The 24,548-nt window shown below is 68.6% G+C and carries 25 protein-coding genes and 3 pseudogenes; 14 read left to right on the top strand and 14 right to left on the bottom strand.

The genetic code is table 11. The annotated features are described in order from the left end of the window. Nucleotides 1-89 precede the first annotated feature (89 nt). Entirely contained in the window at nt 90-842 is a 753-nt protein-coding gene (locus CVV72_RS09190; RefSeq protein ID WP_219152027.1) for a PIG-L deacetylase family protein, read from the top strand. Here the strand turns inward: CVV72_RS09190 and CVV72_RS09195 are convergent. Both CVV72_RS09195 and CVV72_RS09200 read right to left on the bottom strand, forming a co-directional pair. After that, nucleotides 831-1,373: a CGNR zinc finger domain-containing protein gene (locus tag CVV72_RS09195; protein ID WP_255632613.1), complete on the bottom strand. Its 543-nt coding sequence runs from the start codon at nt 1,371-1,373 to the stop codon at nt 831-833. The genes CVV72_RS09190 and CVV72_RS09195 overlap by 12 nt on opposite strands. Before the next feature lie 192 nt (nt 1,374-1,565). Beyond that, nucleotides 1,566-2,411, bottom strand: a complete 846-nt coding sequence (locus CVV72_RS09200; protein WP_034306707.1) for an LLM class flavin-dependent oxidoreductase — start codon at nt 2,409-2,411, stop codon at nt 1,566-1,568. Between the two features lie 181 nt (nt 2,412-2,592). Between CVV72_RS09200 and CVV72_RS09205 the strand changes: the two genes are divergently transcribed. Further along, nucleotides 2,593-3,858 carry a glycoside hydrolase family 1 protein gene (locus CVV72_RS09205; RefSeq protein ID WP_219152029.1) on the top strand — a complete coding sequence of 422 codons (1,266 nt, stop codon included), beginning with the start codon at nt 2,593-2,595 and terminating at the stop codon, nt 3,856-3,858. On the opposite strand, the gene abc-f is transcribed toward CVV72_RS09205, so the two are convergent. Continuing rightward, nucleotides 3,842-5,464, bottom strand: coding sequence for a ribosomal protection-like ABC-F family protein (gene abc-f, locus CVV72_RS09210; protein WP_219152031.1), 1,623 nt, complete (start codon nt 5,462-5,464; stop codon nt 3,842-3,844). The genes CVV72_RS09205 and abc-f overlap by 17 nt on opposite strands. 273 nt (nt 5,465-5,737) lie before the next feature. Here abc-f and CVV72_RS09215 point away from each other — a divergent pair, with 273 nt between their 5' ends. The 5 genes from CVV72_RS09215 to CVV72_RS09235 all read left to right on the top strand — a co-directional run bounded on the left by CVV72_RS09215 (nt 5,738) and on the right by CVV72_RS09235 (nt 9,930). Further along, nucleotides 5,738-6,346: a hypothetical protein gene (locus CVV72_RS09215; RefSeq protein WP_219152032.1), complete on the top strand. Its 609-nt coding sequence runs from the start codon at nt 5,738-5,740 to the stop codon at nt 6,344-6,346. A 42-nt stretch (nt 6,347-6,388) separates the two neighbouring features. Then, on the top strand, nt 6,389-7,216 hold the full coding sequence (locus tag CVV72_RS09220) for a M55 family metallopeptidase (protein WP_219152034.1): 828 nt from the start codon (nt 6,389-6,391) through the stop codon (nt 7,214-7,216). Further along, nucleotides 7,209-8,606 carry a M20/M25/M40 family metallo-hydrolase gene (locus tag CVV72_RS09225; RefSeq protein ID WP_255632614.1) on the top strand — a complete coding sequence of 466 codons (1,398 nt, stop codon included), beginning with the start codon at nt 7,209-7,211 and terminating at the stop codon, nt 8,604-8,606. The genes CVV72_RS09220 and CVV72_RS09225 overlap by 8 nt, the downstream gene beginning before the upstream one ends. Before the next feature lie 141 nt (nt 8,607-8,747). Next, nucleotides 8,748-9,272, top strand: coding sequence for a hypothetical protein (locus CVV72_RS09230; RefSeq protein ID WP_255632615.1), 525 nt, complete (start codon nt 8,748-8,750; stop codon nt 9,270-9,272). 16 nt (nt 9,273-9,288) lie between these two features. Next, nucleotides 9,289-9,930, top strand: coding sequence for a maleylpyruvate isomerase family mycothiol-dependent enzyme (locus CVV72_RS09235; protein WP_219152036.1), 642 nt, complete (start codon nt 9,289-9,291; stop codon nt 9,928-9,930). A 7-nt stretch (nt 9,931-9,937) separates the two neighbouring features. Here the strand turns inward: CVV72_RS09235 and CVV72_RS09240 are convergent, their stop codons facing one another. Next, on the bottom strand, nt 9,938-10,546 hold the full coding sequence (locus CVV72_RS09240; RefSeq protein WP_219152037.1) for a TetR/AcrR family transcriptional regulator: 609 nt from the start codon (nt 10,544-10,546) through the stop codon (nt 9,938-9,940). 75 nt (nt 10,547-10,621) lie between these two features. On the opposite strand from CVV72_RS09240, the pseudogene CVV72_RS41555 reads away from it, so the two are divergent. The 4 genes and pseudogenes from CVV72_RS41555 to CVV72_RS09250 all read left to right on the top strand — a co-directional run. After that, a pseudogene (locus CVV72_RS41555) lies at nt 10,622-11,395 on the top strand (FAD-dependent oxidoreductase); the annotation flags it as partial. Then, nucleotides 11,286-11,678: pseudogene (locus tag CVV72_RS41940) on the top strand (FAD-dependent monooxygenase); the annotation flags it as partial. The pseudogenes CVV72_RS41555 and CVV72_RS41940, both read left to right, overlap by 110 nt. Before the next feature lie 81 nt (nt 11,679-11,759). Beyond that, nucleotides 11,760-12,179, top strand: a complete 420-nt coding sequence (locus CVV72_RS41565) for a hypothetical protein (protein WP_255632826.1) — start codon at nt 11,760-11,762, stop codon at nt 12,177-12,179. A gap of 133 nt (nt 12,180-12,312) precedes the next feature. Then, nucleotides 12,313-13,386, top strand: coding sequence for a GDSL-type esterase/lipase family protein (locus tag CVV72_RS09250; RefSeq protein WP_219152039.1), 1,074 nt, complete (start codon nt 12,313-12,315; stop codon nt 13,384-13,386). A 71-nt stretch (nt 13,387-13,457) separates the two neighbouring features. Here the strand turns inward: CVV72_RS09250 and CVV72_RS09255 are convergent, their stop codons facing one another. From CVV72_RS09255 to CVV72_RS09280, 6 genes are read right to left on the bottom strand one after another with little or no spacing between them, the layout of a single operon-like run. Further along, nucleotides 13,458-13,757 carry a hypothetical protein gene (locus CVV72_RS09255; RefSeq protein ID WP_005150941.1) on the bottom strand — a complete coding sequence of 100 codons (300 nt, stop codon included), beginning with the start codon at nt 13,755-13,757 and terminating at the stop codon, nt 13,458-13,460. After that, the gene (locus CVV72_RS09260) at nt 13,744-13,971 is read right to left on the bottom strand and encodes a hypothetical protein (RefSeq protein WP_007035425.1); all 228 of its coding nucleotides are present in this window, start codon (nt 13,969-13,971) and stop codon (nt 13,744-13,746) included. The genes CVV72_RS09255 and CVV72_RS09260 overlap by 14 nt, the downstream gene beginning before the upstream one ends. Before the next feature lie 46 nt (nt 13,972-14,017). Further along, nucleotides 14,018-14,470: an Lrp/AsnC family transcriptional regulator gene (locus tag CVV72_RS09265; protein WP_016334198.1), complete on the bottom strand. Its 453-nt coding sequence runs from the start codon at nt 14,468-14,470 to the stop codon at nt 14,018-14,020. After that, complete coding sequence (locus CVV72_RS09270) at nt 14,467-15,609, bottom strand: Xaa-Pro peptidase family protein (protein ID WP_219152040.1); 1,143 nt, start codon at nt 15,607-15,609, stop codon at nt 14,467-14,469. The genes CVV72_RS09265 and CVV72_RS09270 overlap by 4 nt, the downstream gene beginning before the upstream one ends. Before the next feature lie 10 nt (nt 15,610-15,619). Then, entirely contained in the window at nt 15,620-16,870 is a 1,251-nt protein-coding gene (locus CVV72_RS09275; protein WP_219152041.1) for an MFS transporter, read from the bottom strand. Further along, the gene (locus CVV72_RS09280; protein ID WP_219152042.1) at nt 16,867-17,445 is read right to left on the bottom strand and encodes a transcriptional regulator; all 579 of its coding nucleotides are present in this window, start codon (nt 17,443-17,445) and stop codon (nt 16,867-16,869) included. The genes CVV72_RS09275 and CVV72_RS09280 overlap by 4 nt, the downstream gene beginning before the upstream one ends. Nucleotides 17,446-17,562: 117 nt before the next feature. Here CVV72_RS09280 and CVV72_RS09285 point away from each other — a divergent pair, with 117 nt between their 5' ends. The 3 genes from CVV72_RS09285 (at nt 17,563) to CVV72_RS09295 (ending at nt 20,092) form a co-directional block, all read left to right on the top strand. Next, nucleotides 17,563-18,099 carry an NADPH-dependent FMN reductase gene (locus CVV72_RS09285; RefSeq protein ID WP_219152043.1) on the top strand — a complete coding sequence of 179 codons (537 nt, stop codon included), beginning with the start codon at nt 17,563-17,565 and terminating at the stop codon, nt 18,097-18,099. A 74-nt stretch (nt 18,100-18,173) separates the two neighbouring features. Next, nucleotides 18,174-19,118, top strand: a complete 945-nt coding sequence (locus CVV72_RS09290) for a 5'-3' exonuclease H3TH domain-containing protein (protein ID WP_219152044.1) — start codon at nt 18,174-18,176, stop codon at nt 19,116-19,118. Then, nucleotides 19,115-20,092: a pirin family protein gene (locus tag CVV72_RS09295; RefSeq protein WP_219152045.1), complete on the top strand. Its 978-nt coding sequence runs from the start codon at nt 19,115-19,117 to the stop codon at nt 20,090-20,092. The genes CVV72_RS09290 and CVV72_RS09295 overlap by 4 nt, the downstream gene beginning before the upstream one ends. Nucleotides 20,093-20,141: 49 nt before the next feature. On the opposite strand, the gene CVV72_RS09300 is transcribed toward CVV72_RS09295, so the two are convergent. The 4 genes and pseudogenes from CVV72_RS09300 to CVV72_RS09315 form a co-directional block, all read right to left on the bottom strand. Further along, nucleotides 20,142-21,362 carry a GNAT family N-acetyltransferase gene (locus CVV72_RS09300; RefSeq protein ID WP_219152046.1) on the bottom strand — a complete coding sequence of 407 codons (1,221 nt, stop codon included), beginning with the start codon at nt 21,360-21,362 and terminating at the stop codon, nt 20,142-20,144. A gap of 152 nt (nt 21,363-21,514) precedes the next feature. Then, on the bottom strand, nt 21,515-22,834 hold the full coding sequence (locus CVV72_RS09305; protein WP_219152047.1) for a hypothetical protein: 1,320 nt from the start codon (nt 22,832-22,834) through the stop codon (nt 21,515-21,517). A 74-nt stretch (nt 22,835-22,908) separates the two neighbouring features. Further along, entirely contained in the window at nt 22,909-23,307 is a 399-nt protein-coding gene (locus tag CVV72_RS09310; RefSeq protein WP_091596799.1) for a DUF4333 domain-containing protein, read from the bottom strand. Nucleotides 23,308-23,341: 34 nt separating this feature from the next. Next, nucleotides 23,342-24,543, bottom strand: a pseudogene (locus tag CVV72_RS09315) (GNAT family N-acetyltransferase). Nucleotides 24,544-24,548 lie beyond the last annotated feature (5 nt).

The raw sequence follows: 24,548 nt of genomic DNA on the forward strand, positions 1-24,548 counted from the left end.
GGAAAGTAAAGGGAAGATTACCCACAGGATCGACGGACGGTCAAGAGCCGACCACCGACCGTTCCGAGGAACTCGGGCATGCTCGGAGCGTGACGACCATCGTGGCCTTCCATGCCCATCCAGACGACGAAGCCCTGCTTACCGGCGGCACCCTCGCCCGCGCCGCCGCGGACGGCCACCGTGTCGTCCTCGTCGTCGCCACCATCGGCATGCGGGGCACGGACGCGATCCGCCGGGCCGAACTCGAGGCGAGCGCGAAGGTCCTGGGCGTCGCGCGCGTCGTCCATCTCGGCTACGCAGGCAGCGGTCACGGCGCGATCCTCTATCCGGACCCGCCGGGCTGGGTGCGTTTCGTCCGCGCGGACACCGACGAAGCGGCGGCCCGGCTCGTGGCGATCCTGCGCGAAGAGGGTGCTTCGGTCCTGCTGAGCTACGACCGCAACGGCGGCTACGGTCACCGCGACCACGTCAAGGTGCACGAGGTCGGCAAGCGAGCGGCGGAACTCGCCGGCGACGTCCGCCTCCTGGAGGCCACGATCCCCCGCGACGCCGTGGCGCGTCTGGTGAGATTGGTGCGCCTGTCACGGATCCCGTTCCGCTACGACGTCGACGCGCTTCTCCGCGCCTACAGCGCCAAGTCCGAAATCACGCACACCTTCGACGTCCGGCGTTTCGCGCGCCGGAAGCAGGCCGCGATCGCCGCCCATTCCACGCAGGTGAAGGGGAACGGCAGGCTCGCACCGCTGATGCGCGTACTCGTCCGGCTTCCGGCGCCGCTGTTCGGCCTCTTGTTCAACCGCGAGTGGTACATCGACGCGACACCGCGCGGCTCACGCTCCTGACCGGCGAGCGCGATACGCGGCGGCCTTCACCCGGTTCTGGCAGGCCAGCCCGCAGAACCGCTTGATCTGCGCCTGGCTCGCGTCGACGTACACCTGATCGCACCGCGGCGCCGCGCACAACCCGACGCGATGCGGGATGTCGTCGCCGAGCGCCGCGGCCACGGACACCGCGAGACCCGCCGCCCACTGCTGGACGAGGTCGGCTTCCGGGCCATGGAAACGCAGATGCCACGACTGTTCGCCGTGGCGATGCAGGGACGGCCGGGCCTTGCTGTCGACGAGCATCCGGTTGAGCAGCCCCGCCGCCAGGTCCGGTTCCCGCCGGGACAGCGACTCGATGATCTCCCGCAGGCGCGAGGCCAGATTCCGCAGCCGCTCCGCGGTCAGCAGGTCGACCTGGCAGTTCCCGGCCCCGAGCGCTTCAGTGGCGGCGCGGATCAGATCTTGGCCACGGAGGGCGGGTTTCGGCCTGCCGTGGACATGCTCTCCGGTCAACGCGTTGACCAGCGTGACCCCGGTTTCCAGTCGCATCGCATGACGCTCGTCAGCCATCCCGCCCCTCCCCCGAGCGTCACTGGTTCGCAGGACGCCCGCGGTGACGTTATCAAAGGCGAGCGGCGCCGCAAGGACGGTGAATGCTTTTGGAGCAACGGTATTCGGCGAACGGCACGGCCGGAGTCCACTATGGACAGAGGCTGCGGGCCGGCACCTTCACGGGACGCGTCACCACCGAGGCGGACCGGCGTCCACGATCTTCTGCGAAAGCTCCAGCGGGTCGAGATGCATCAGCGATTCCATCCACCACGTCATCCCCGCCTGCCCCAGCGCGGGCAGGTCGACCTTGATCGGCTCCTCCCACGCCGGGCTCGCGTTCCCGGCGACCGCGACGTCGAAGGGACGGCCCGGCTCCAGCCCGGCGAGACCGAGCGCACGATGGGTCTCGGCGATCTCCTCGGCCGTCGGCGTGTGGTCTTCCGGGTTCGGGAAGATCCCGTCACACAACGCCGCCCGCCGGACGACGCGCGGATTGTCGGTGGAACTCGCCACCCAGATCGGGATCGGGAACGGCTCGGGCGGGGCCTCGGCGAGCGCGACCTGATAGTGCGCGCCGTCGTGGTCGAAACGCCTGCCGGACCAGATCGCCCGGATGACGTCGAGACCCTCGTCGAACATCGCCGACCGGGTCAGCAGGTCGGTCTGCTCGCCGAACCGGCTGAAGTCACCGGATTCGTCGGAACCGAGCCCGGTGCCGAGGATCAGCCGCCCGCCGGAGAGCCTGCTGACCGTCGACGCGTGCCGGGCGACCACCCAAGGGCGGCGCCGGGCGGGCGGGGTGATCATCGGGCCGAACAGCAGCCGGTCGGTGGCGTGCGCGATGGCGCCGAGCGTCGTCCACGGATCCGCGATGGGCATGGTGTCCGCGACCACGTGGTCCCACAGGAAGAACCCGTCCCAGCCCGCGGCCTCCGCGCGCACGGCGAGGTCGACGAGCACCCCCGGCTCACCGAACGGGCCGAAAGGCGGCAGATAGACGGCGTGTCGGACCGTGCTGCCGGTCAAGTCGATCATCTCCCCAACGTCATCGTCGAAGTCCCCGGACGGCCTCTTGTTTACGGCGTTCACCCACGTTAGCGTCCCGGAGATGGCGGACGCTGGTGAACGATCGACGAAGTGGCCGGAGCATCGGGGAAGGTTACGCCGGGTGCTGTCCTCGGTGGTCGCCGTCTCACTATGCGCGACACTTTCCGCGGTGAACGCGTCCGCATCGCAGGACGACGGCTGGTCGCGGGACTTCTATTGGGGTGTCGCGTCGTCGGGCTATCAGTCCGAGGGCAACGCTCCGGACAGCAACTGGAAGCGGTTCGTGGACCGGTCCGCCGGGAAGGACGGCGTCGACGAATACCGCGAATCGGTGGACTTCCGGCACCGCTACGCCGACGACATCCGCCTCGCGGCCGGGCTCGGCGTCAACACCTACCGGTTCGGCATCGAGTGGGCTCGCGTCGAACCCTCACCCGGACGGTGGGACGAAACCGGACTGGCCTTCTACGACGACGTGTTCCGGCAGGTCCGGGCCGCGGGCATGACCCCGATGATCACGCTCAACCATTGGGTCTACCCGGGCTGGGCGCTCGATCAGGGCGGCTGGGCGGAGACGCGCACGGCCGACGCGTGGCTGGAGTTCACCCGGAAGATCGTCCAGCGCTATGCCGGCCAGGACGTCCTCTGGGTGACGTTCAACGAGCCGCTGATCTTCCTCAAGAACGAACAGAAGGTCGGGGCGCTGAAGGCTACGCGGTACTTCGCGGCGCAGTCCAACGTCGTCCAGGCACATCGGCGGGCCTACGACCTGATCCACGAACTCGACCCGACCGCGAAGGTCACCAGCAACCAGGCCTACATCACCGGCGTCAACGGGATGGCCGACTGGTTCTTCCTCGACCAGGTCAAGGACAAGCTCGACTTCATCGGGATCGACTACTACTACGGCCTGAGCATCGACAACTGGACGGTGTTCGCCGCGGCCACCGACAAGTTCTGGGACGTGAAGCTCCAGCCCGAAGGCATCTACTACGCGCTGCGCAGCTACCACGACCGGTTCCCGCGCCTGCCGCTCTACATCGTCGAAAACGGTATGGCGACCGACAACGGGAAACTCCTCGACACGGACTACACCCGTGGCGATCACGTCCGCGACACCGTGTACTGGCTCCAGCGAGCCAAGGCCGACGGGATGAACCTCATCGGCTACAACTACTGGAGCCTCACCGACAATTACGAATGGGGCAGCTATCGCGCCCGGTTCGGACTGTACACAGTGGACGCACTCACCGATCCCGCGCTGACCCGGCGCCCCACGGACGCCGTTCCCGCGTACCAGGCTCTGGTGACGGCGGGTGGCGTGCCGCAGGGCTTCCGGCTCAAACGCGGTCCGGGGACCTGTTCCCTCGTGGACGGGCTGAACAGTTGCCTCGACCCGGCCAAGGTGGACGGACCGCTCAGGCCGCTGAAGTGACGAGTTCCAGCCGCCTGCCCTCGAACGTCCGCCGCATCCGCCGATCGTGGGTGACGATCACGAGCGCGCCGGAGTACTCCGCGAGCGCCTGCTCCATCTCCTCCACCAGATCCGGGGCGAGATGGTTGGTCGGCTCGTCGAGCAGCAGCAGATCGGTCCTGGCCGTCACGAGCCTGGCCAGTTCGAGCCTGCGCCGCTGCCCGATGGACAGGTCCCGGACCGGCTTGCGCAGATCCGGCGCGCGGAACAGGCCCAGCGACAGCAACCTCTCGGCCGCCTCGTCCTCGTCGCCGTCCCCGGTGAAGACCGCCAGAACGGTTCGGGAATCTGCGGCGAGTCCGCCGTTCTGGTGCAGGAACCCGATCCGGCCCGTCCGCTCCGCCGACCCCGTCGACGGCGTCAGCTCGCCGGCGAGCACCCGCATCAGGGTCGTCTTGCCCGCCCCATTGGGCCCGGTGACGAGGACCCGTTCGCCGGGCAGCACGCTGAGCGACGTCCGCGGCAGACGGCCGTCGACCGACACGTCGTCCACCTTCACCACGTACTGATCGGCCTCGGTCTCTCCCGCGGCGATCCGTGCGGTGAACCGGAGCGGTTCCGGCGGCGGCGGAACACGGTCCGCCTCGAGCCGGTGGATCCGCTCGCGGGCCGACCGGATCCGGCTCATCGCCCCGTGCGCCCGGGACCGGGCCCGAAACGCACCGGCCCCGCTGAACGCTGCCGGAGCCTTGCGCGGGATCGCGGAAAACCGGTCGATGTTGACGTCCGCCATCCGCTCGTAGCGGGCCTTCTCCAACCTCCATTCCTCGTACTCGCGGACCCATCGGGTCCGTGCGGCCTCCTTCGCCGCGAGGTAGCCCGCGTAGCCGTTGCCGTGCCGCTGAACGGACCGGCGGTCGGCGTCGACCTCGAGGATCGTGCCGGTGACCCGGTTGAGGAACAGCCGGTCGTGGGTGATCGCGACGATCCTGCCGCGGTGCCCGCGAAGGTGGTTCTCCAGCCAGGTGACGGCTTCGTCGTCGAGATCGTTGGTCGGCTCGTCCAGCAACAGCAGTTCGGGCGACGCGGCCAGGGTGGCCGCGAGCACCAGCCGCGACCGCTGGCCGCCGGACAGGCTGCCCAGCGCGCGGCCGCGATCGAGGCCCGGCTGCCCGAGCCCGTGCAGGGCGACTTCCACCCTGGCGTCGGCCTCGTAACCGCCACGGGCTTCGTAGGCGGTCATGAGGTCGCCGTACGCGGCCAGGTCCTCGGCGGTTTCGAGCGACGTCTCGGCCGCCCGCATCCGGGATTCCAGCTCCCTGATGTCGGCCAGCGCGAGGTCGATCGCGTCGCCGACCGTGGCGGTGTCGGGCAGTTCCAGCGTCTGCGGGAGATAGCCGACGCCGCCGGGCGCGGTGACGGTCACCGTGCCGTTGTCCGCCCGGTCCCGGCCGGCGATCAGCCTCAGCAACGTGGATTTGCCAGAGCCGTTGTCGCCGATGACGCCCGCCTTCTCCCCCGGTTTGACGGTGAAGGAGACCTGGTCCAGTACGACGTGGTCGTCGAAACGCTTGGTGACACCGGAGAGCACGAGTTGTGTTCCGGGATTTCGATGCGGGGTACGCACAGGGGCGTCCTCCTGATTCTCGCAAGGGGAAGAAGAGACCATGCGGAAGGACGCGGCCCGGCGGAGCGAAGGCTCTACGCCAGGGCCGCGTCGAAGGCGAGAATCACAGAGTGAAGAAAATCCCCATGCCGAAGACGGTAGCGGGGGAACGCGGACGGGTAAAACGAATTAAAGGTTGTGTACGGGTTCACAGAGTGGTCTGTGTCCCCATACCGCGACAGCGACGCCCCGGTGACCGAGAATCGAAGCCGGAGGTTTTCGCGGTCTGAGGGAATGGGGTTCCTCGTGCACGGGTCCAGCGGTCCGATCGCCCGGTTCCGGCGTCGGCTCTTCCCTGGTCGCAATTCGCTGGCCCGCGGCTCCGACCGGCTCGAAGCGCTGGTGCTCAAGCTGGTGATCCTCGCGGCGCTGCTCGCGATCCCGGTCGCGGCCGCCGCCGGCTCGGCCAACCACGGCAGGCAGGTCGCCGCGGCCGCCGCCGACGCCACCGGCCGTCAGGCCGCCACCGCGTATCTGCTGACGGCGGCGCCCGTCCGCATCGTCGACAGCGAGAGCGTCGGGACCGACAACTCCACCACCCAGGCGACCTGGACCGACTCGCGCGGCGCGCGGCACACCGGTGGTGTCCTCGCGACGCCGGGCAGCCCCGCCGGATCGGCCGTGCCGATCTGGATCGACGCCCGCGGCGAGCTCACCGCGGCCCCGAGGAACGCGTCGACGGCGGTGTTCGATTCCGTCCTCGTCGGCCTCTGGCTCTGGTTCGCCGTGGTCGCCGCGCTCGTCCTGTTCCACCGGGTCGTCCGGCTGGTACTCGACCGGCAGCGCGCCGCCGCCTGGGAGCGCGCCTGGGCGGTGTACCCGCGTTCCGGTTCCTGGCCCTGATCCCGGCGGCGAGGGCAAAGAGCCTCGGCTAGGGTGCCCCGCATGCGCATCATGATCTCGGCGGACATGGAGGGCGCCACCGGCGTCACCTGGACCGAGGACGTCGTCCCGGGTACCGAGCAGTGGCAACGATTCCGCCGCCTGTTCACCGGTGACGTCAACGCCACCATCGCGGGCCTGTTCGATTCCGGCGCCACCGACGTGCTGGTCAACGAGGCGCATTCGTCCCAGCGGAACCTCCTGCTCGAAGACCTCGACGGCCGGGCGCGCATGCTCACCGGCAGGCACAAGCCGCTCTCGATGATGCAAGGGATCGACACCGGCGTGGACGGCGTCGTCTTCCTCGGTTACCACGCCGGAGCGGGATTCGACGGCGTCCTGTCCCACACGTACCTGGAGAACCAGATCACCGGCGTGTGGCTCGACGACGTGCCCGCCAGCGAAGGCAGGCTGAACGCCGCGATGGCCGCCGAGTACGGCGTCCCGGTGCTCGTCGTCTCCGGTGACGACAAGGCCTGCGACGACGCCCAGGACTACGCGCCGGAGGCCGAACTGGTCACGGTGAAGGAATGCGTCAGCCGGTACGCCGCGATCTGCCTGCCCCCCGCGAGGACCGCCGAACTGCTGAGCTCGGCCGCGGCGGACGCGATGAACCGGGCGGGCCGGGTCGAGCGATTCACCACGCCGCACCGGATCGAGGTCGAGTTCGACGCGAGCCACCTCGCGCAGGCCGCGGCGGTGATCCCGACGGTGGAACAGATCGGCGTGCGGCGGGTCGGCTTCGACGCGCCGGACATGACCGAAGCGATGAAGGCGTTCAAGATCGTCACGGCGATCGCGGCCGGGGCGGTGCAGGGTATCTATGGCTGAGCTCGAAACGCAGGGCGAACTTCCCGACCGTTACGTGCCGAGCAGTGAAAAGGAGCGCCCTGGCGACGCGATCGCGGACGCGGGTTCCCGGAACGACGCCGAGTTCGATGTCGTCGAAGTCTGTTCGCGGCTGATCCGGTTCGACACCACGAACCGCGGTGACGGGGACTCCGAGGGCGAGCGTGAGGCGGCCGAGTACGTCGCGTCGCTGCTTTCGGGACTCGGGATCGGCTCGAAGATCATCGAGTCCGCGCCCCGCCGCGCGAACGTGATCGCCCGCGTGCCCGGCACCGACCCGAGCCTGCCCGCGCTGCTCGTGCAGGGACACCTCGACGTCGTCCCGGCCGACGCCGCCGACTGGTCGGTGGATCCGTTCTCCGGCGAGATCCGCGACGGTTTCCTCTGGGGCCGCGGCGCGGTCGACATGAAGGACTTCTGCGCGATGGTGCTCGCCGCCCTCGCCACGGGGGTCCGGCCGCGGCGGGACATCGTCCTCGCGTTCGTGGCCGACGAGGAGGACAAGGGCGAGTACGGGGCGCACTGGCTCGCCGCGACGCACCGGGACCTGTTCGACGGCTGCGCGGCCGCGATCAGCGAGTCGGGCGGGTACTCCTACCACGTCCCCGCCGCCGACGGCCGGACCGTGCGGCTCTATCCGGTGGCGACGGCCGAACGCGGAACGGCCCATCTGCGCCTGACCGCCAAGGGCCGCGCGGGCCACGGATCGCGCCCCAACGACGAGAACGCGGTCACCCGGCTGATCACCGCGCTCGGCAAGATCGCCGCGCACCGCTGGCCGGTCCAGCTGACTCCGACGGTGCAGGCGTTCCTGGAACGAACCGGGGAGGCGCTCGGCGTCCCGATCGATCTGTCCGATGTGGACGGAACGATCGCGCGGCTCGGTCCCGCCGGGGCGCTGGTGGTGCCGACCGTCCGCAACAGTACGACGCCGACCATGCTCGAGGCCGGATACAAGGTGAACGTCATCCCGACCTCGGCCGAGGCCCAGGTCGACGTCCGCGTCCTCCCCGGCACCGAACCGGACCTGTTCGCCGAGCTCGACGCGATGCTCGGCGAGGGCGTCACCCGCGAGTTCGTCGCGCACCAGCCGCCGGTCCAGGCTCCGGTGGATTCGCCGTGGTTCGACGCGATGGCGGACGCGCTGCGCTCGCAAGACCCCGAAGCCGTCGTCGTTCCCTACTGCATGGGCGGCGGTACGGACGCGAAGGCGTTCAGCCCGCTGGGGATCGACTGCTACGGCTTCGCGCCGTTGTGGCTGCCGGAAGGGTTCCCGTACCGCGCGATGGCGCACGGTGTGGACGAGCGCGTCCCGGTGGAGGGCCTGCGGTTCGGCACGCGGGTGCTGCGGCACTTCCTGGAGAACTGCTGAGAAACCCTGCCGAGCCGCGTGTCGTCCATCCAGTCACGTGTGTCGTCCGCCGAATCACGCGTGTCGTCCGACCAGACACGCGAAACCGGCCATCCGGTGCCTTTCATGGGAATTTCATGATGGCTCCATAACGTCGGCGGCGTGAGACCTCTGACTTCGCGCGTCCTGGCGGGCGTCCTCCTGATCGGCATCGGCACGGCTCTCCCGGCATGCCGGAGCGGGTTCACGATCCCGCGTCCCGACGCCGCATCCGCGACGTCCACCTCGGACTCCGCTCCCCCTGCTGAGACACGGACCCTGACCGTGACGCCCACGGCACCGTCGACGTCATCCGCACCGGGGCTCGAACCCGCCGCGATCGACCGGGTGTTCCAGGTCTACATGAACGGGCTGGCCAATCACGACATGACCGCGTTGCGCAGCGGCACCTGCCCGCGGCTGCGGGCGACGCTCCTGGGGTTCGAACTCCACGGGCACTACGTCGAGCGCTGGGAGATGCTGCCGTACTCCGTCCCGCCGGGTCAGGAGTTCGTGACGGTTCAGGCCAAGGTCACGCAGCGGAACGCGCGCAACGGCGAACTCGCGGGCGACGTCGTCTATTCCTGGTATGTCGAGCGGAACGAGGACACGAACTACTACGTTTGCGGGTGGCTCGACTACGAATGACCTCAGGAGGCCGCTGGTGGACTCTGTCGCGCGACTCGCCCGGGACGAACGTGCCGACTTCGCCGCGTTCCTGCGAACGCTGTCCCCCGAGCACTGGGACGCGCCGACGTTGTGTTCGGAGTGGACGGTCCGGCAAGTGGTCGCCCACGTCGTCGACTACGACGCCCAGCGGTTTCGCGAGCTGGCAGGCCAGGCCGTCCGCGGCGGGCTGCGGCTGAACCGGATGAACGCGCTCGGTGTCGCACGGGATCCCGGCCGGACACCGGAGGAGCTGATCGCGCGGTTCGAGGAGCACCTCGAACCGCGCGGCCTGACCTCGGCGTTCGGTGGGCGGGTGGCGCTGCTCGACGGGATCCTCCATCACCAGGACATCCGTCGCCCACTGGGGTTTCCCCGCGAGGTGCCGCCGGAACGGTTGCGTCACGCCCTGGCTTTCGCCCGCTACGCACCCCCGATCAAGGCGCGCAAGCGGGCGCGCGGGCTGCGGCTCGTCGCCACGGACGTCGGCTGGTCGGCCGGATCCGGCCCGGAAGTCCGCGGCCCCGGGGAGGCACTCCTGCTGTCGATCGCCGGCCGGGCCGCGGGACTGGACGAACTTTCCGGGCCCGGCGCGGCGGTCCTCGCGTCCAGGGTGGACGGTCGGCCCGCCACCGGCTGAGGCGGCGTCAGCCCGGGAAGACCTCGGACAGCGCGGTGAAGGCGCGGTCCAGCCGGTCGCGGTGCGCGGTGACGACGGCGGTGAGGTCGTCTCCGGCAAGCCGTCGTCGCGTCGTCGCCACGGCGACGACGCGGTAGGCGGCGACGATCAGCGCGGCGACCAGTTCACTGTCACCCGAGAACCGGGGATCGCTTGCGAGCTCATCGGTCAGTTCCGCCTCGATCTCGTGCTCGAACTCGCGCAGCCGTGAAATGAGCGCGCGAGACCCGGCGACGGTGCGCGCGAGCGGCTCACCGGCCTGGCTAAGCCCCGACAGCGGGTGCTGTTCCTCCGCGAGCGCTACAGCCGCCCGGCGGAACGCTTCGACGACCCCCACGCCATCCGGCCGCTCCCGGACCACGGCCCGGGCGATCCCGACGGCGTCGGGCAGCCGGTCGAGCGCGAGGTCCTCCTTGCGCTCGAAGTGCGAGAACACGGTCACCTTCGAGACGCCCGCGGCGGCGGCGATCTCGGCGACCGTGACGTCTTCGAAACCGCGCTCCACGAACAGCTCGGTCGCGACAGCGGCGATATGCGCCCGTGTCTTCGAGCCGCCCCGGTCCCCTCGCTTCGCCATGTGACAACTGTACCTTTACTCATTAAGCTTACTGAGTAACCTTACCGGGTAAAGCTTGGAGTTGTCGTGAACCAGATGGACGTGATCGTGGTCGGCGCGGGCCCCACCGGCCTGTTCCTCGCGAGCGAGCTGGCCTTGCGCGGAGTGCGGGTGACCGTACTGGAGCGGCTCGAGGAACCGGATCCGACGATCAAGTCCGGTTCGATCAACGTCGCCAGCGCCGAGATCCTGGATCGGCGCGGGTTGTTGCCCGCCGCGGAGGAAGTACAACGCCGTCGCTTGGCCGAGGCCACCACCTTCACCGGCGGCCGTTCGAACCGGACCGTGCGCGAGCTGACCGACGCCGCGGGCAGGGCGTCCCGGCGATTCGCGGTCCTAGGGCATTTCGCCGGGATCATGTTCCGCCACGACCTTGTCGACCAGGACGATCCGGTGCTGGCGGCGCATACCGCTGTGGCCAACGGCATCCTGGTCCCCCAGCACGATCTCGAACTCCTGCTCGGCGAGCACTGCGCCGTGCTGGGCGTCGAGATCCGCCGCGGTGTCGAGGTACGGGGGCTACGGAGCACCGGTTCCGGTCTCGACGACGACGCCGATGTGGTCGTCGAGACCGACGCGGGTGATTTCACCGCCGGGTGGGTCGTGGCGGCCGACGGCGGGCGAAGCGTCATCCGCAAGCGGCTCGGCGTCGATTTCGCGGGCACCGGCCCGGAAATGGTGGGGTATCAGGCCATCGCGGATTTCGAAGACGCGAGCGAACTGCGCCGCGGCTGGAACTGGACGCCTCGCGGCATCTACACCTACGGACCGGTGCCGGGACGCGTTCTCGTCGCCAGGTTCGTGCCCCAGCCCGAAGACAAGAACGCGCCCGTCACCCTCGAAGAACTGCAGAGCGCGGTGCGCGACGTCAACGGCGTCCCGGTCACGATCACCCGGCTGCGGGGACGGGCTTACCCGTTGGTCCGACAACGCGCGCCAGGCGCGCGCCTACCGTCGCGGCAGGGTGTTCCTCGCCGGCGACGCCGCGCACGTGCACTCACCATTCAGCGCACAGGGCCTCAACCTCGGCCTCGGCGACGCGGTCAACCTGGGCTGGAAACTCGCCGCGACCATCCAGGGCCACGCGCCGGCGGGACTGCTCGACACCTATCACTCCGAACGGCATCCGATCGGCGCGTGGGTCCTGGACTGGACACGGGCACAGGTCGCGCTGATGCGCGGTGACGAGCGGACCGCTCAGCTGCGGAAGGTCGTCGGCGACGAACTGTTCGCCGTTCCCGGCGCGACCGACCGGATGGTCGCGCTCTCCTCGGGGATCCTTCAGCGGTACGACGTCGCCGACGACACCACCGCCCCGGTCGGCTCGATCGCCGGGGACGTCGATCTGAAGTCCGGGGCCCGGCTCGCCGACCACGCTCACGACGGTCTCTTCGTGCTCGTGGACCGCTCAGCCGATGGCCGGTACGCCGACGCCGCGGGAGGCCGGGAGGAGCGGGTCGTCCACGTGCCGGATCCCGATGCTTCGCAGCCGAGCCTCCTGGTGCGCCCGGACGGGATCATCGCCTGGGCCGACGCCTCCGGCGACCAGGCGCGCAAGCTCCTCGACATCGCGATCCAGCGCTGGGTCGGCTGACTCGACAGCGCGGCGGAACGGCTCAAGGATCCCCCAGCGCCGGCTTCGCCGGTGGGCGAGTCGACCGGACATCGCGACCGTCACACCGCCATGATCACCCTGTCGGGCCACGTGTCCGTAGAATCCGGTGACGATGCGACGTTTCCGGTGGTGGTGGGGTGCTCTGGCGCTCACGTTCGTGGTGGTTCTCGTCGGGTTCATTGCCTTTACCGGGTCGGAAAGCCGCCCAGGGCAGCCGTCCCCGCGCCAAGGCCCACCGGGGACGGGGCCGCTGACGGTCGTCTCGATCGGCGACAGCACCGTGTCCGGCGAGGGCGCGGGCGACTACACGCCCACGACCAACGGGCAGGGCGGCAACTGGTGCCACCGGTCCCCCAACGCCTTCGTCGAGCAGATCAAGATCCCCGATGTCACCGCGCGGGTGAACCTCGCGTGTTCGGGAGCGCCCTCGGAGCAGATCGCCCTCGGCGAAGCCAAGCAGTGGACCGAGCCGTCGCAGGCCCAGCAGCTCGCGAACCTGATCAAGGACCATCGGGTCGCGGCGGTGGTGATCGCGATCGGCGCCAACGACGAGCCCAAGTTCTCCGCGCAGGTCAACGAATGCTTCAAAGCCTGGTTCTCCCCGCAGAACCCGCCGTGCAGCGCGGCGCTTCGCACCACGTGGAAGTCCAAAGTGGACGCCATGGTGCCGAAGGTGACCAACGCCGTCGCCGACGTGAAGAAGGTGCTGGCGCAGGCCGGTTACGTCCCGGCGGACTACCAGCTCGTGCTGATGTCGTACGCCTCGCCTGTGGGCCCCCAGATCCCGGAGGCGCTACGCAGCCTCAATGGCTGCCCGTTCCGCACCGAGGACCTGGAGTGGATGCGCCGCGACGGCGTCTCCGTCCTGTCGGACGGGCTCAAGCAGGCGTCGAGGGCGACCAGCGCGCGGTTCCTGGACCTTTCGCGGGCGGGCGCCGGGCACGAGGCGTGCAGCAGCGACCCGGCGAACGAGTGGTTCAGCAGGCTGACGCTGCAGCTGCGTGACCTCGGCCAGGTGGACCGCGCGAGCCACGCGCTGCAGGAGTCGTTCCATCCCAACGCGAACGGTCACGCGCAGATCGCGAACTGCCTCAACGAGTTCCTCGCCGCCCGCGGCGGCAACGCGTCGTGCCTCTCCGGCCCCGACGGCAAACTGCACGCCGCGCCCGAGGTGATCGCGCGTTAGTCGCGTGATCAGGCACGCGACACGCGTGCTTGAAGACGTGACACGCGTGCTTGGGGACGTGACTCGCGTGGCTAGAGGTCGAGTGCGGCGCGCAACGCGATGTCGATGCGCTCCTGGACCTCTTGGTCGATCTCCGCGATCTTCTCGTCGAACCACGGCCGGTACAGGCGCGTGAGATTCAGCGTGGAGACCCAGTACCGCGCGTCGACGGCGACGCCGAGGATGTCCTGCGGATCACGGTCCAGCAGTTCGGTGCCGAGCAGCCACGGCCGCTCGGATTCGTTCACCCCGTCCGAGGACAGCAGGACGACGGTGCGCTGCCGTGCCGGTTCGGTCGGGGGGTGGTACGTCCAGACTTCACCCCTGTGCACGCAGATCCTTCTCCGCGGCGGTCAGCTCGGCCTCGTCCGATTCGGCGGACGGTTCGACCGGGGCGCGCTGCGGGGTGTATCCGGTGCGGACGGCCTCCCTGCGGGCCGCTTTGGACAACCACGACGAGACCGAGATCCCGTGTGCCTTCGCGGCCCGCTCGGCGAACTCGAGCGCACCACTGTCGAGTGAAAGAGTGACCTTACGTGTTGCCATACCTTTTATCGTACCAGCGCCGCGCAAGCCCACCCCTTCTCTCGTCTCACAGGGTGGGCGAGCGGCCCTCGAACGGCGTCGACAGCACCACCGTGGTCCGGGTCGAGACCTTGGCGGACTCCCGGATACGGCGGAGCAGGTCCTCCAGTCCGAGCGGCGAAGCGACCCGGACCAGGAGGATGTACGACTCGTCCCCGGCGACCGAGTAGCAGGACTCGATCTCCTTGATGTGCTCCAGACGCTGCGGATAATCGTCCGGAGCGGCCGGATCGTTCGGCGTCAGGGAGATCAGCGCCGTAAGCGGGAGGCCGATCTGCTCGCCGTCGAGCCGCGCGGTGTACCCGAGGATGACCCCGCGCTGCTCCAGGCGGCGCACCCGCTGGTGCACCGCCGACACCGAAAGCCCGACTCGCTCCGCCAGATCGGTGAAACTGCGCCGTCCGTCCGCGGCCAGTTCCTGCACGATGGCCTGATCCAGCGGCTCCAGGGAACCGGTCATGCGTCGAGCACGATCAGGTCGTGCGGGCGCTGGTTGACCGATTCGACGCCGTCCTCGGTGACCACGACGATGTCCTCGATGCGGGCACCCCAGCGGCCGGGCTGGTAGATGCCGGGCTCGACGCTGAAGGCCATGCCCGGTTCGAGCGGCAGCGCGTTGCCCTTGATGATGTAGGGCTCTTCGTGCACGTCGAGGCCGATGCCGTGACCGGTGCGGTGGATGAAGTACTCGCCGTACCCCGCCTCGGCGATGATGTCGCGCGCGGCGGCGTCGATCGACTCGGCGGTGACGCCCGGGCGGACGGCGTCGACGGCCGCCTTCTGCGCCCGCTGCAAGACGGCGTAGGTCTCGGCGACGTCCGCGTCACGCGGCTCGCCCACCGCGTACGTGCGGGTGGAGTCGGAGTTGTAGCCCTGGGCGATCGGGCCGCCGATGTCGACCACGACGACGTCACCGCGCTCGATGACCCGCTCGGAGACGTCGTGGTGCGGGCTGGCGCCGTTGGGGCCCGAGCCGACGATCACGAAGTCGGCGTGGGTATGGCCCTCTTCGACGATCGCGGCGGTGATGTCCGCGCCGACCTCGGCCTCGGTGCGGCCGGGGCGCAGCCATTCGTGCACGCGGGCGTGGACGCGGTCGATGGCGGCACCCGCGTCGCGCAGCGCCTGGATCTCGGCGGCGTCCTTGCGCATCCGCAGTTCGCGCACGATCGGCCCGGCCAGTGTCTGCTCCGCGTCGCCGAGCGCGCCTCGGAAGGAGAGGACGTGCAGCGCCGGAGTGAAGTCGCTGACCGCCACCCGGCCGGGCTTGCCCAGCCTGTCGGCGACCAGTTCGTACGCGTTGTCCCCGTCGACCCAGGTGACGATCTCGATGCCGAGTTCGTCGGCGGGGACGTCGGCGTAGCCGGGGGCCTCCAGTTTCGGCAGCACCAGCGCCGGGACGCCGTCGGCCGGGATCACCAGCGTGGTCAGCCGTTCGAAGGAGCCCCCGGCCTGGCCGATGAGGTAGCGCAGGTCCGAGCCGGGTGCGATCAGCAGGGCGTCGGTGCCGGCGGCGGCCGCGGCGGCGCGGGCCCGGTCGAGGCGGGCGCGGAGGCTGGCGGCGTCGGGGGCTGGGTTGTGAAGGGAACGGCGCGACATGATGGCGAGCCTAGTCGGTCCGCGCCCCTTGGCTCACCGGCCGGTCACCCCCGATCGGGGCGGGATCGTCGAGCCCGCGCCATACCCGGAAGATCGCCGGGAACGTGCCGGCGATCAGGTACAGACCACCGAACACGGCGAGCGCGCCGACGAGGCCGATCCCGTCCAGTAGCAACCCGGCCGCCATCGAACCGAGCGGCATCGCGGCGAGCACTCCGCCGACGAGAAGACTGAGCACCCTGCCGCGGACGGTTTCCGGGACCCGCTCGTACACCGCCGGGAGCACGATCGGATTCAGCGCGCCCGCCCCGATCCCGGCGACCACGAGTCCGGCCAGCAAGACCGGCGGCGCGGGCTCCAGCGCGAGCAGGGCGAAACGCGGCGCGCCTTCGATCGCGACGGCGACGAGGATCGCCGTCCGCCGGGAGAACCGGTGGCCGATCCAGCCGTAGATCGCCGAACCGAGCAGAGCACCTGCGGCGACCGCGGTGATCATCGCGCCGATGAGCGCGGTGCTGTGCAGGACCTGGTCGCCGTACGCCGGATACAGGACGCCGAGCAGCCCGAAGTCGAGACTGTTGGTGAGCATCAGCATGCCGACGACCGCGCGCAGCACCGCGTCGCGTTTGACGTACCCGAGCCCTTCGCGCAACTGCTTGAGGTATCCGCCCGACGGCGGCCTCGGCGGGCCTGCCGCGACCGGGATCAGCGCGAACACCAGCGCCGAGGAGAGCAGCAGCGCGCCCGCGTCGACGAACAGCACCGGCACCGGACCGATCAGCGCGATCAGCGCGCCTGCGGCGGGGCCGCCCACCATCCGGCCGGTTCTCATCGCCGCTTCGACGGCGCTCGCCGCCCGGCTCACGCCGACACCGCCCAGTTCGGCGACGCCGGGGAGCAGCACCTGCTTCGCCGTGTCGGCGGGACCGCGGGACACACCCATCACGAACGACAGCGCGATCAGGCCGGGCAAGCTGAGTCCTGTCGTGCCCATCGCGAGCGGGATCAGGAGCACCGTGACGGTGGTCAGGAGGTCCGCGCCGACGCTGGCCCGGCGCGTGCCGACGCGGTCCACGATCGGCCCGCCCAGCAACGCGGCGACCATCAGGCCCAGCACTTCGGCCGCGGTGACCAGGCCGGTCTTGGTGCCGCTGCCCGTGCTCTGCAGCACGAACCAGGGAATCGCGAGCAACGTCATCATCACCCCGGCCGAGGAAATCCCCGACGCCACGACCAAGGCCCCCAGTGGCGTCCGGCTCATGGCGTCTCCGGCCGGGACTTCCTCGGGAAGGCCGCCCAGTGCACGCGGACCTGGGTGTCGCCGTCCTTCTCCGGACGCCGGTACCGCCCGATCACGTCGAGGATTTCGTCGCTCAACGCGGCGGCCTCGTCCGGGGTCAGCGAGAGCGGCGAATCGTGGAAGCTGACCTTGTCGATCCACTCGTCGGCCCAGTCCCGCACCTCGGCGACGAACTGCGCTTCGGCGGCGTAGCGCCGCTCGATCATCGTGTGCGCGTAGGCGTTGAACGGACCGGCGAGATCGGGATCGTCGATGAAGTCCCTGGCGCGCATCTGGTCTCCCTCGTGCACCGCCTTCCACCACCGGTCGCGTCTGCTGCCGCGTTCGGTGTCCTCGGCGATCAGCCCGGATTCGGCCAGCTGGCGAAGATGCCAGCTCGTGGTCCCGGAACTCTCCCCCACCCGTTTCGCCAGCCCGGACGCCGTCGCCGGACCGTCCTCGCGCAGCAACTCCAGAATCCTGACCCGCAGCGGATGCGACAACGCTCGCAGAATGCGGCCGTCGACCCGCGCGAGATACCTCTCGCTCTTCCCCATGCCGTCGACCCTACAATCGCAGAGACTTCTTTGCAAAGAGTTCTCTGCGATTAGACCGCGATATTCGGTGATTCTGGAGTTTGACTTCAAGTTAAGTGCAGGTTTTACGGTCTTGGCATGACAACGAACCCGCTTTACCACCTCGCCGTCGTGATCAGCAGCGTCCGCGAGGGCCGTTTCGCCCCCGTAGTCGCGAACTGGTTCCTCGACCGCGCCAAACAGCGCGACGACGTCACCCTGTCCGTCATCGACCTCGCCGAAGCCCCCGGAGATCTCTCCCCCGGCGTCGCCGCCGCGGACGCCGTCGTCGTGATCGTCCCCGAGTACAACCACAGCTACCCCGGCCCGCTCAAGACCGCGCTCGACGCCACCGGCCCCGAATGGCACGGGAAACCGGTCGCTTTCGTCTCCTACGGCGGGATCTCGGGCGGTCTGCGCGCGGTCGAGCATCTGCGCCCGGTCTTCGCCGAACTTCACGCGGCGACGATCCGCGAGACCGTGAGCTTCCCCTACGCCTGGAACCACTTCGACCCGGACGGGCACCACGACGACTTCGAAGGCGCCTCCGCCGCGGCCACCACGCTGCTGAATCAGCTGAACTGGTGGGCCAACGCCCTGCGTGACGCGCGCCGGGTGCGGCCCTACGCGGCCTAACCTGTCCGTGGAGGACCCGGCTGGGGGTCGGGTCCTTCACGGACATCCGGGGCACGACATGGCAGGCTGTCCGCGTGACCGGACCACTCGCTCTCCTCGATTCCGCGAGCCTCTACTTCCGCTCGTTCTACGCACTGCCCGATTCGATGACCGCCCCCGACGGGACACCGGTCAACGCGGTGCGCGGGTTCACCGACACCATCGCGCGGATCCTCGTCGACCGGCGGCCTTCGCGGCTCGTGGCGTGCCTCGACGCGGACTGGCGGCCGAAGTTCCGCACCGATCTGCTGCCCAGCTACAAGGCGCACCGGGTGGCCGAAGAGGTCCCGGAAGGCAGCGACGTCGAAGAGGTGCCGGACACGCTGACGCCGCAGGTGCCGATCATCCTGGAACTGCTGGAGGCCTTCGGGATCGCGACGGCCGAGGCGGCCGGGTACGAGGCCGACGACGTCATCGGCGCGCTCGCGATCCGTGAGCAGGAGTCCCCCGTCGAGGTCATCACCGGCGACCGTGACCTGTTCCAGCTGGTCCGCCATGAACCGACGTCCACAGTGGTCATCTACGTCGGCAAGGGCTGGAACAAGGCCGAAATCCTCGGCCCGGAGGAGATCGCGGAAAAGTACGGCATCCCGGCGGGCAACGCCGGCCCCGGCTACGCCGACATGGCGGCGCTGCGCGGAGACCCCTCGGACGGGTTGCCCGGCGTCGCCGGGATCGGTGAGAAGACGGCGGCGAAGCTGATCACGCAGTTCGGTTCGCTCCAGGAGCTGATCGAGGCCTCCAATGCCGGCGACTCGCGGGTGCCGCTCAAGACCCGGCTCCGGCTGACCGACGCCGCCGACTACCTGGCGGTCGCCCCGACCGTCGTCCGGGTCGCCGCCGACGCGCCGGTCGAACAGTCCCGCCCAGACCTCGTCCCGTCCGAGCCCGCCGATCCGGACAAGGTCGCGGAACTCGCGGAGCGCTGGAATCTCGGCCGTTCGGTGGAGCGTCTGCTGGCCGCGCTCCCCAAGTCATGAGCAACACCGAGGCCGACCCGGCCGAGTTGCTGTGCTCCGAACGACCGGGCGAAGGCGTCACCGTGCTGACCCCGCGCGACGTCCCGCTCGGGGGCCCGCGCGCCATCCGGGTCCGGCGGACACTTCCACAGCGCCGACGATCCCTGATCGGGGCCTGGTGTTTCGCCGACCACTACGGCCCGCAGGACGTTTCGGAGTCCGGCGGGATGGACGTCGCTCCGCATCCCCACACCGGGCTGCAGACCGCGAGCTGGCTGTTCAGCGGCGAGATCGAGCACCGCGACAGCATCGGCACCCGTGCCATGGTGCGGCCCGGTGAACTCAACCTGATGACCGCCGGGCACGGCATCGCGCATTCCGAGGTGTGCACAGTGTCCACACCGGACGCCGCGGTCCTGCACGGTGTCCAGCTCTGGATCGCGCTGCCGGACGCATCTCGCGACACGACACGGGACTTCCGGCATTACGCGCCACCGCTGCTCGAACTTCCCGGCGCGACCGCCAGGGTCTTTCTCGGCAGCCTCGCCGGGACCACGTCGCCGGTCCCGGCGTTCACTCCCCTGCTGGGCGCCGAACTCACCGTGGCGCCCGGGGCGACCTTGGCTCTCGACGTCGACCCGGCCTTCGAGCACGGGGTCCTGCAGGACATCGGCTCCGTCACCGTCGCCGGAGCCACGTTGGCCACCGGCGAACTCGCCTACCTCGCGCCGGGCGCCGGACGGCTCGAACTGGCGAACTCCGGCGCCGAACCGGCTCGGGTGCTCCTGCTCGGCGGGACCCCGTTCACCGAGGAACTCGTCATGTGGTGGAACTTCGTGGGCCGCAGCCACGAGGAGATCGCCGAGTACCGCGAGGCTTGGCAAGCACAGGCGGACCGGTTCGGTCACGTGGACGGCTATCAGGGCACCACCGCGTGGCTGCCCGCACCTACGCTGCCGCAGGTGCGGATCAAGCCGCGTCGTAATCCCTCGTGAGTGGTAAGGACGGTTCTAACCGTCCTTACCACTCACGAGCCGGGGTGAGCTAGAAGAACGTGCCGCACCACGGCGTGCGCGCGGTGTGGAACAGGGCGTCGGCACGGGCGACCGCGGCCTCGTCCAGCACCTCGACACGGCCGGACAGGGCCAGATCGCCGAACAGACCGTGGCCGAGGTACAGCGACGCCAGGGTGGCGACGTCCAGCCGGAGATCGACCTCGGCGCTCGTGCGTTCCACGCCGTCCGGGCCGACGACGTAACGGCCGTCGTTCTCCGGAAGCTGCTTGTCGCGCACTTCAAGCACCACGGGCTCGGCGGGGCCATACGACCGTGCCCGCAGCGCCGCGAGCACGTCGACGAGCCGCAGCCACAGATCGTCGATGATCTCGGTGGTGTTCACCGCACGCGGGTCGGTGACCAGTTCGGCGAGCGGCTCGTCCAGCGGCCGGCCGCGGCCCGCAACGGCCGACACCAGGTCGATCGAGAGCAGGAAGCGCCACAGTCCCGCCCAAGCCTGCGGCGTGGCGGCATGGAGTTCACGGATGTCCAGGAGCGCGCCGCGCTCCGGCGCCTGCCGATCCCGGGTGTCGACGGTCTGATAGACGACGAAACCGTCGTCCCCATCCGGTCCACTGTGGACGGCCACGCGATAGCCGTCGTTTCCGGTGACCACTCGGTCGAAGAAGCCCGGCCACCAGCCGGCGGGCCGAGAGACGAAACCCGGCCGTGTTCCCTCGAAGCGGTTGTACAGCGCGGGAACACGCTCCACGGCTTCGGCCGGGGTGACGAACCTGACCACGCCGTCGCGTCCCACGCCGTCGCGAAGCCGGGCGCGCGGGCGTTCGACGGAAACACCCCTGCAGAACGTGGCCGCGCCGTAACCGAAGCGACCGTAGATCACCGCCTCCGAAGCGTGCAGTGCGGCCAGCGGAACGCCACGCGCCGCGAGGTCTTCCAGCTGTACGGCCATCATCGCGGTCAGGATCCCGCGGCGGGTCCAGTCGGCGCGGACGCCGACACCGTCGACGGCGGCCGTGACGAGCCTCTGTCCACCCGGGACGGTCAGCTCCACCTCGAACGAACTGGTGATGCCCACCGGGGTGCCGTGGTCGTCGAACGCGGCGAACTTCCCGGCGGCCAGCCAGGACGGGGCCATCTTCGCCCAGACCTCGTCCGTGGCGGGCTTGCCGTGCAAGGACTCGGACAGGACGTCGAGACACGCCCTCTGTTCGCCTTCGGCCACGGCACGCACAGGGAATTCGCTCATACCGCCGATCCTGCCGCCCGGACCCGGCGAACCCAACCGGTTTTCAGGCGGGCGCGCCGACCTGAGGCGTGAACGCGTGCCAGCATAGAGCGCGTCTCGTCAAAGGAGCGTTCATTTACCACTCCCCAAACTGGGCAAATAATTCAAATTAACTACGTGCCAGCAATGGACACTCGCCTCTTTTGCAGTTTCCAAAGGAAGTACAAATCTGACAACTCGACTTGAGACTTATCGTCGAGAAATTTTGCATAATGAACCCCGATTGCACCTAAACCTAGCGCAATCCCAGCAGGATAAAGTATTGGAATTGTCGAAAGCAGGCCCGCTGCCATAGTCATGCTTCCGATGGAGATGTTCGCAGATGACTTCCGCATTAAGATTCGACGCGCAACACTTAACCGTTGATCAATATCACTCAAGGAAGGCACTATAAACTCGTCGATAACGCGAGCACTGGCGTCCCGCATACTTCTGCCACTACGCACTTGACTTAGCTGCTCTCCGATAGCAGCGCGCAGCGCAGACCGAAACCGTTCGAAGCATTCAGTTTCGTCGCGCCTGATTCTAATAAGATCAGCGATCGGAATACCGTTGAGAATAGGAACTCCGACTTCGACCGCCAAACTGCCAAATTCATGCTCCAACAAATAGTTTGCATCTTTAGCCGGCCAAAGCTTCTCATGCAGGGGATGCAGTACCGCAAGAGGTGCTCCAATGTCTCTTGCAGCAGCAGCATCTGCGGCCACATGCCTAGCGTGCAGCCCAAAGACATCTGTTACAACACGCTTCATCACCTCAGCCTCATCCTGATCAGAGAGCCACGAATTGTCACTCTCCGAGAGAAGGAGAACACCGTTGGAGTCGCCAACCAAGGGGTGCCTGTATTGATAGTGAACGTGATCGCCGTGATCGTCATAGTCAAGACTTCCACGCTTGACCAGATCTTTGATGATCCGCTCATTGTCGTGTAAGATCTGAGACAGACCAGCATGCTGCAGCAAGGCTTCATCGCCTCCGTGCTCAAGGCATGGACTTGGCTTGGCACGAAATGTAACGTGTTCGATGGCGCCAATCTTGCGGAGATATAGAATTAGCTTCACATGATCGACTATGCGAGTCTTCGCAATATCATAACGCTCATCCTCGCACATTCGCAGGAATCTATAGGGCGAGAAGCCTTCAACGATGACCTCGTCAAAAAAATGCCAGGCAGTACCGAAAAGCCTGTCAGCCTCACGTTTGAGCTCCTCAAATCCTCCACCGATCAACTCGTCTGACAGGTCCAAGCCGCGACCACCAACGACTGGCAAGTTAGTTTGTGAATACGGCACTGGCCCTTGGTCGAGTGCGTCTGCCGCCTCGCATTCAAGATCTCCGAATACATTCGAACTATGCAGCTTATCGTTAAGGTTCTCAACAGTCGAGATCTCGTTCTTCTTCATCCAGTTAAGAAGCCAATAGTGCTCGTCCATGGCGCAGCTCCCCTCTGCAGTACCATGCAACTGTACGAGCTCTCAGCTTGCCGTGCCAGGAGCCCAACCCGTTTTCAGGCGGGCGCGCCGACCTCGTAACGGCCGTCGTCCCCGGTCACGGTGATCGTGACGGTCTTGCCCTCGCCGCCGACCTGGACGGTGCAGGTGAACGTGCTGCCGTCCTTGACGGTCTGGTTCGCCGGGCAGAGGACGTCGCCGACCTCTCTCACCTGATAGGTCTCGGTGAGGATCTTCCGCACGTCCGCCTGCATGGTCCGCGGGTCGAAGACCCTGCCCGGTGCGGAGGAGGACGAACCGCCCGACGTGGCGGGCGTGCTCGCCGAAGCGCTCGTCGTCGGCGGGACCGTGACGGTCTTCGTCGCCGGCGCGGGCGCCGGGGTGTCCGAACACGCCGCCAGCGTCGCGAAAGCGGCACAACACAGACCGACCGTCGCGACGGCTCGCCTGCTCAAGCTTCTCCACCCCCACCGGTGTGATCATCCAACGTCAGAAGAAGGTACCGCACCAGGGGTCGGCCCGCGTGCCGAACAGCAGGTCCGCGCGCGGTCCAGGGCGGCCGCGCCGGTGGCACGGACCCGTCCGACGGCCGCGAGATCCGAGGGGCGCCAGCCGCCGAGGTACACCATCGACAAGGTATCGGCGTGCAGTTCGAGATCCGCCGGATCGGTGGTCCGGACGGCGCCGTCCTCGGACAGGCGGTAGCGGCCGGAGTTGTGCTCCAGGAAGGGATCCGTGACCTCGACGACGACCGGCTCGCCCCGGTACGTGCGCGCGTCGAGCATCCTTTCGACGTCGACCAACCGAAGCCAGCCTTCGTCCTGGATCTTCTGCACGGTCACGTGCCGCGGGTCGGTGAACAGCAACTCGACCGGCTCATCGAGCGGCCGCTTCTCGGCGGTGATGCGGTCGACCAGGTCCACGGAAACCAGGTAGCGCCACAACCCCGCGAACGCGTCGGGACTCGCGTAGTGGAACGACTGGATCTTCAGAAACGTCGGAGCACCGAAATGAGCCCTGTCGACGGTGTAGGTGACATAGCCGTCGACCCCGTCCTGGCCACGGTGCACCGCCGTCGTGACCGGCGTGGTCGCCCGGCGCAGCTCCCGTTCGTAGCCCGGCCACAGATACGGGCTCCGCGCGATCATCCCGGGCCGGGTGCGCGGAAGCGCGTCGAAGAGCGACGGCCATTGTTCGACGGTGCTTTCCAGATCCAGCAAGGAGATCTGACCACCAGCTGGCGCCTCGGGGCGAAAGCGGGCACGGTGCCTGTCGACCTCGATCGACTTCGCCCGCACTGCGACGCCGTAGCCGAACCTGCCGTAGATGGCGCCCTCGGACGCGTGCAACATCGCCGCGGGAACACCCCTGGCGGCGAAATCCTCGAACTGAGCGTGCATCAAGCCGGTCAGCACGCCACGGCGGGTCCGATCGGCGCGGACGCCGACCAGGCTGACCGCGGCGAGCGGCGTGCTGCCGCCGCCGGGCAGGGTCACTTCCGAATCGAAGGACCGGAGGGTGCCGATCAGCTCCTGGTCGAACGCGCCGAACCCGCGATCGGGCTGCATCGACGGGGCGATGGCCGACCATTCCTCGTCGGTCATCTCCTTGGCGTGCAAGGCGCGCCTGAACAAATCGGTCGCGGCCCGTTCCTCGTCGGACCGCAGCCGACGCACTGAGAAGTCGCTCATGACTC

It is taken from the genome of Amycolatopsis sp. TNS106 (assembly GCF_019330265.1).
In the GTDB taxonomy this organism is placed as follows: Bacteria; Actinomycetota; Actinomycetes; order Mycobacteriales; family Pseudonocardiaceae; genus Amycolatopsis; species Amycolatopsis lurida.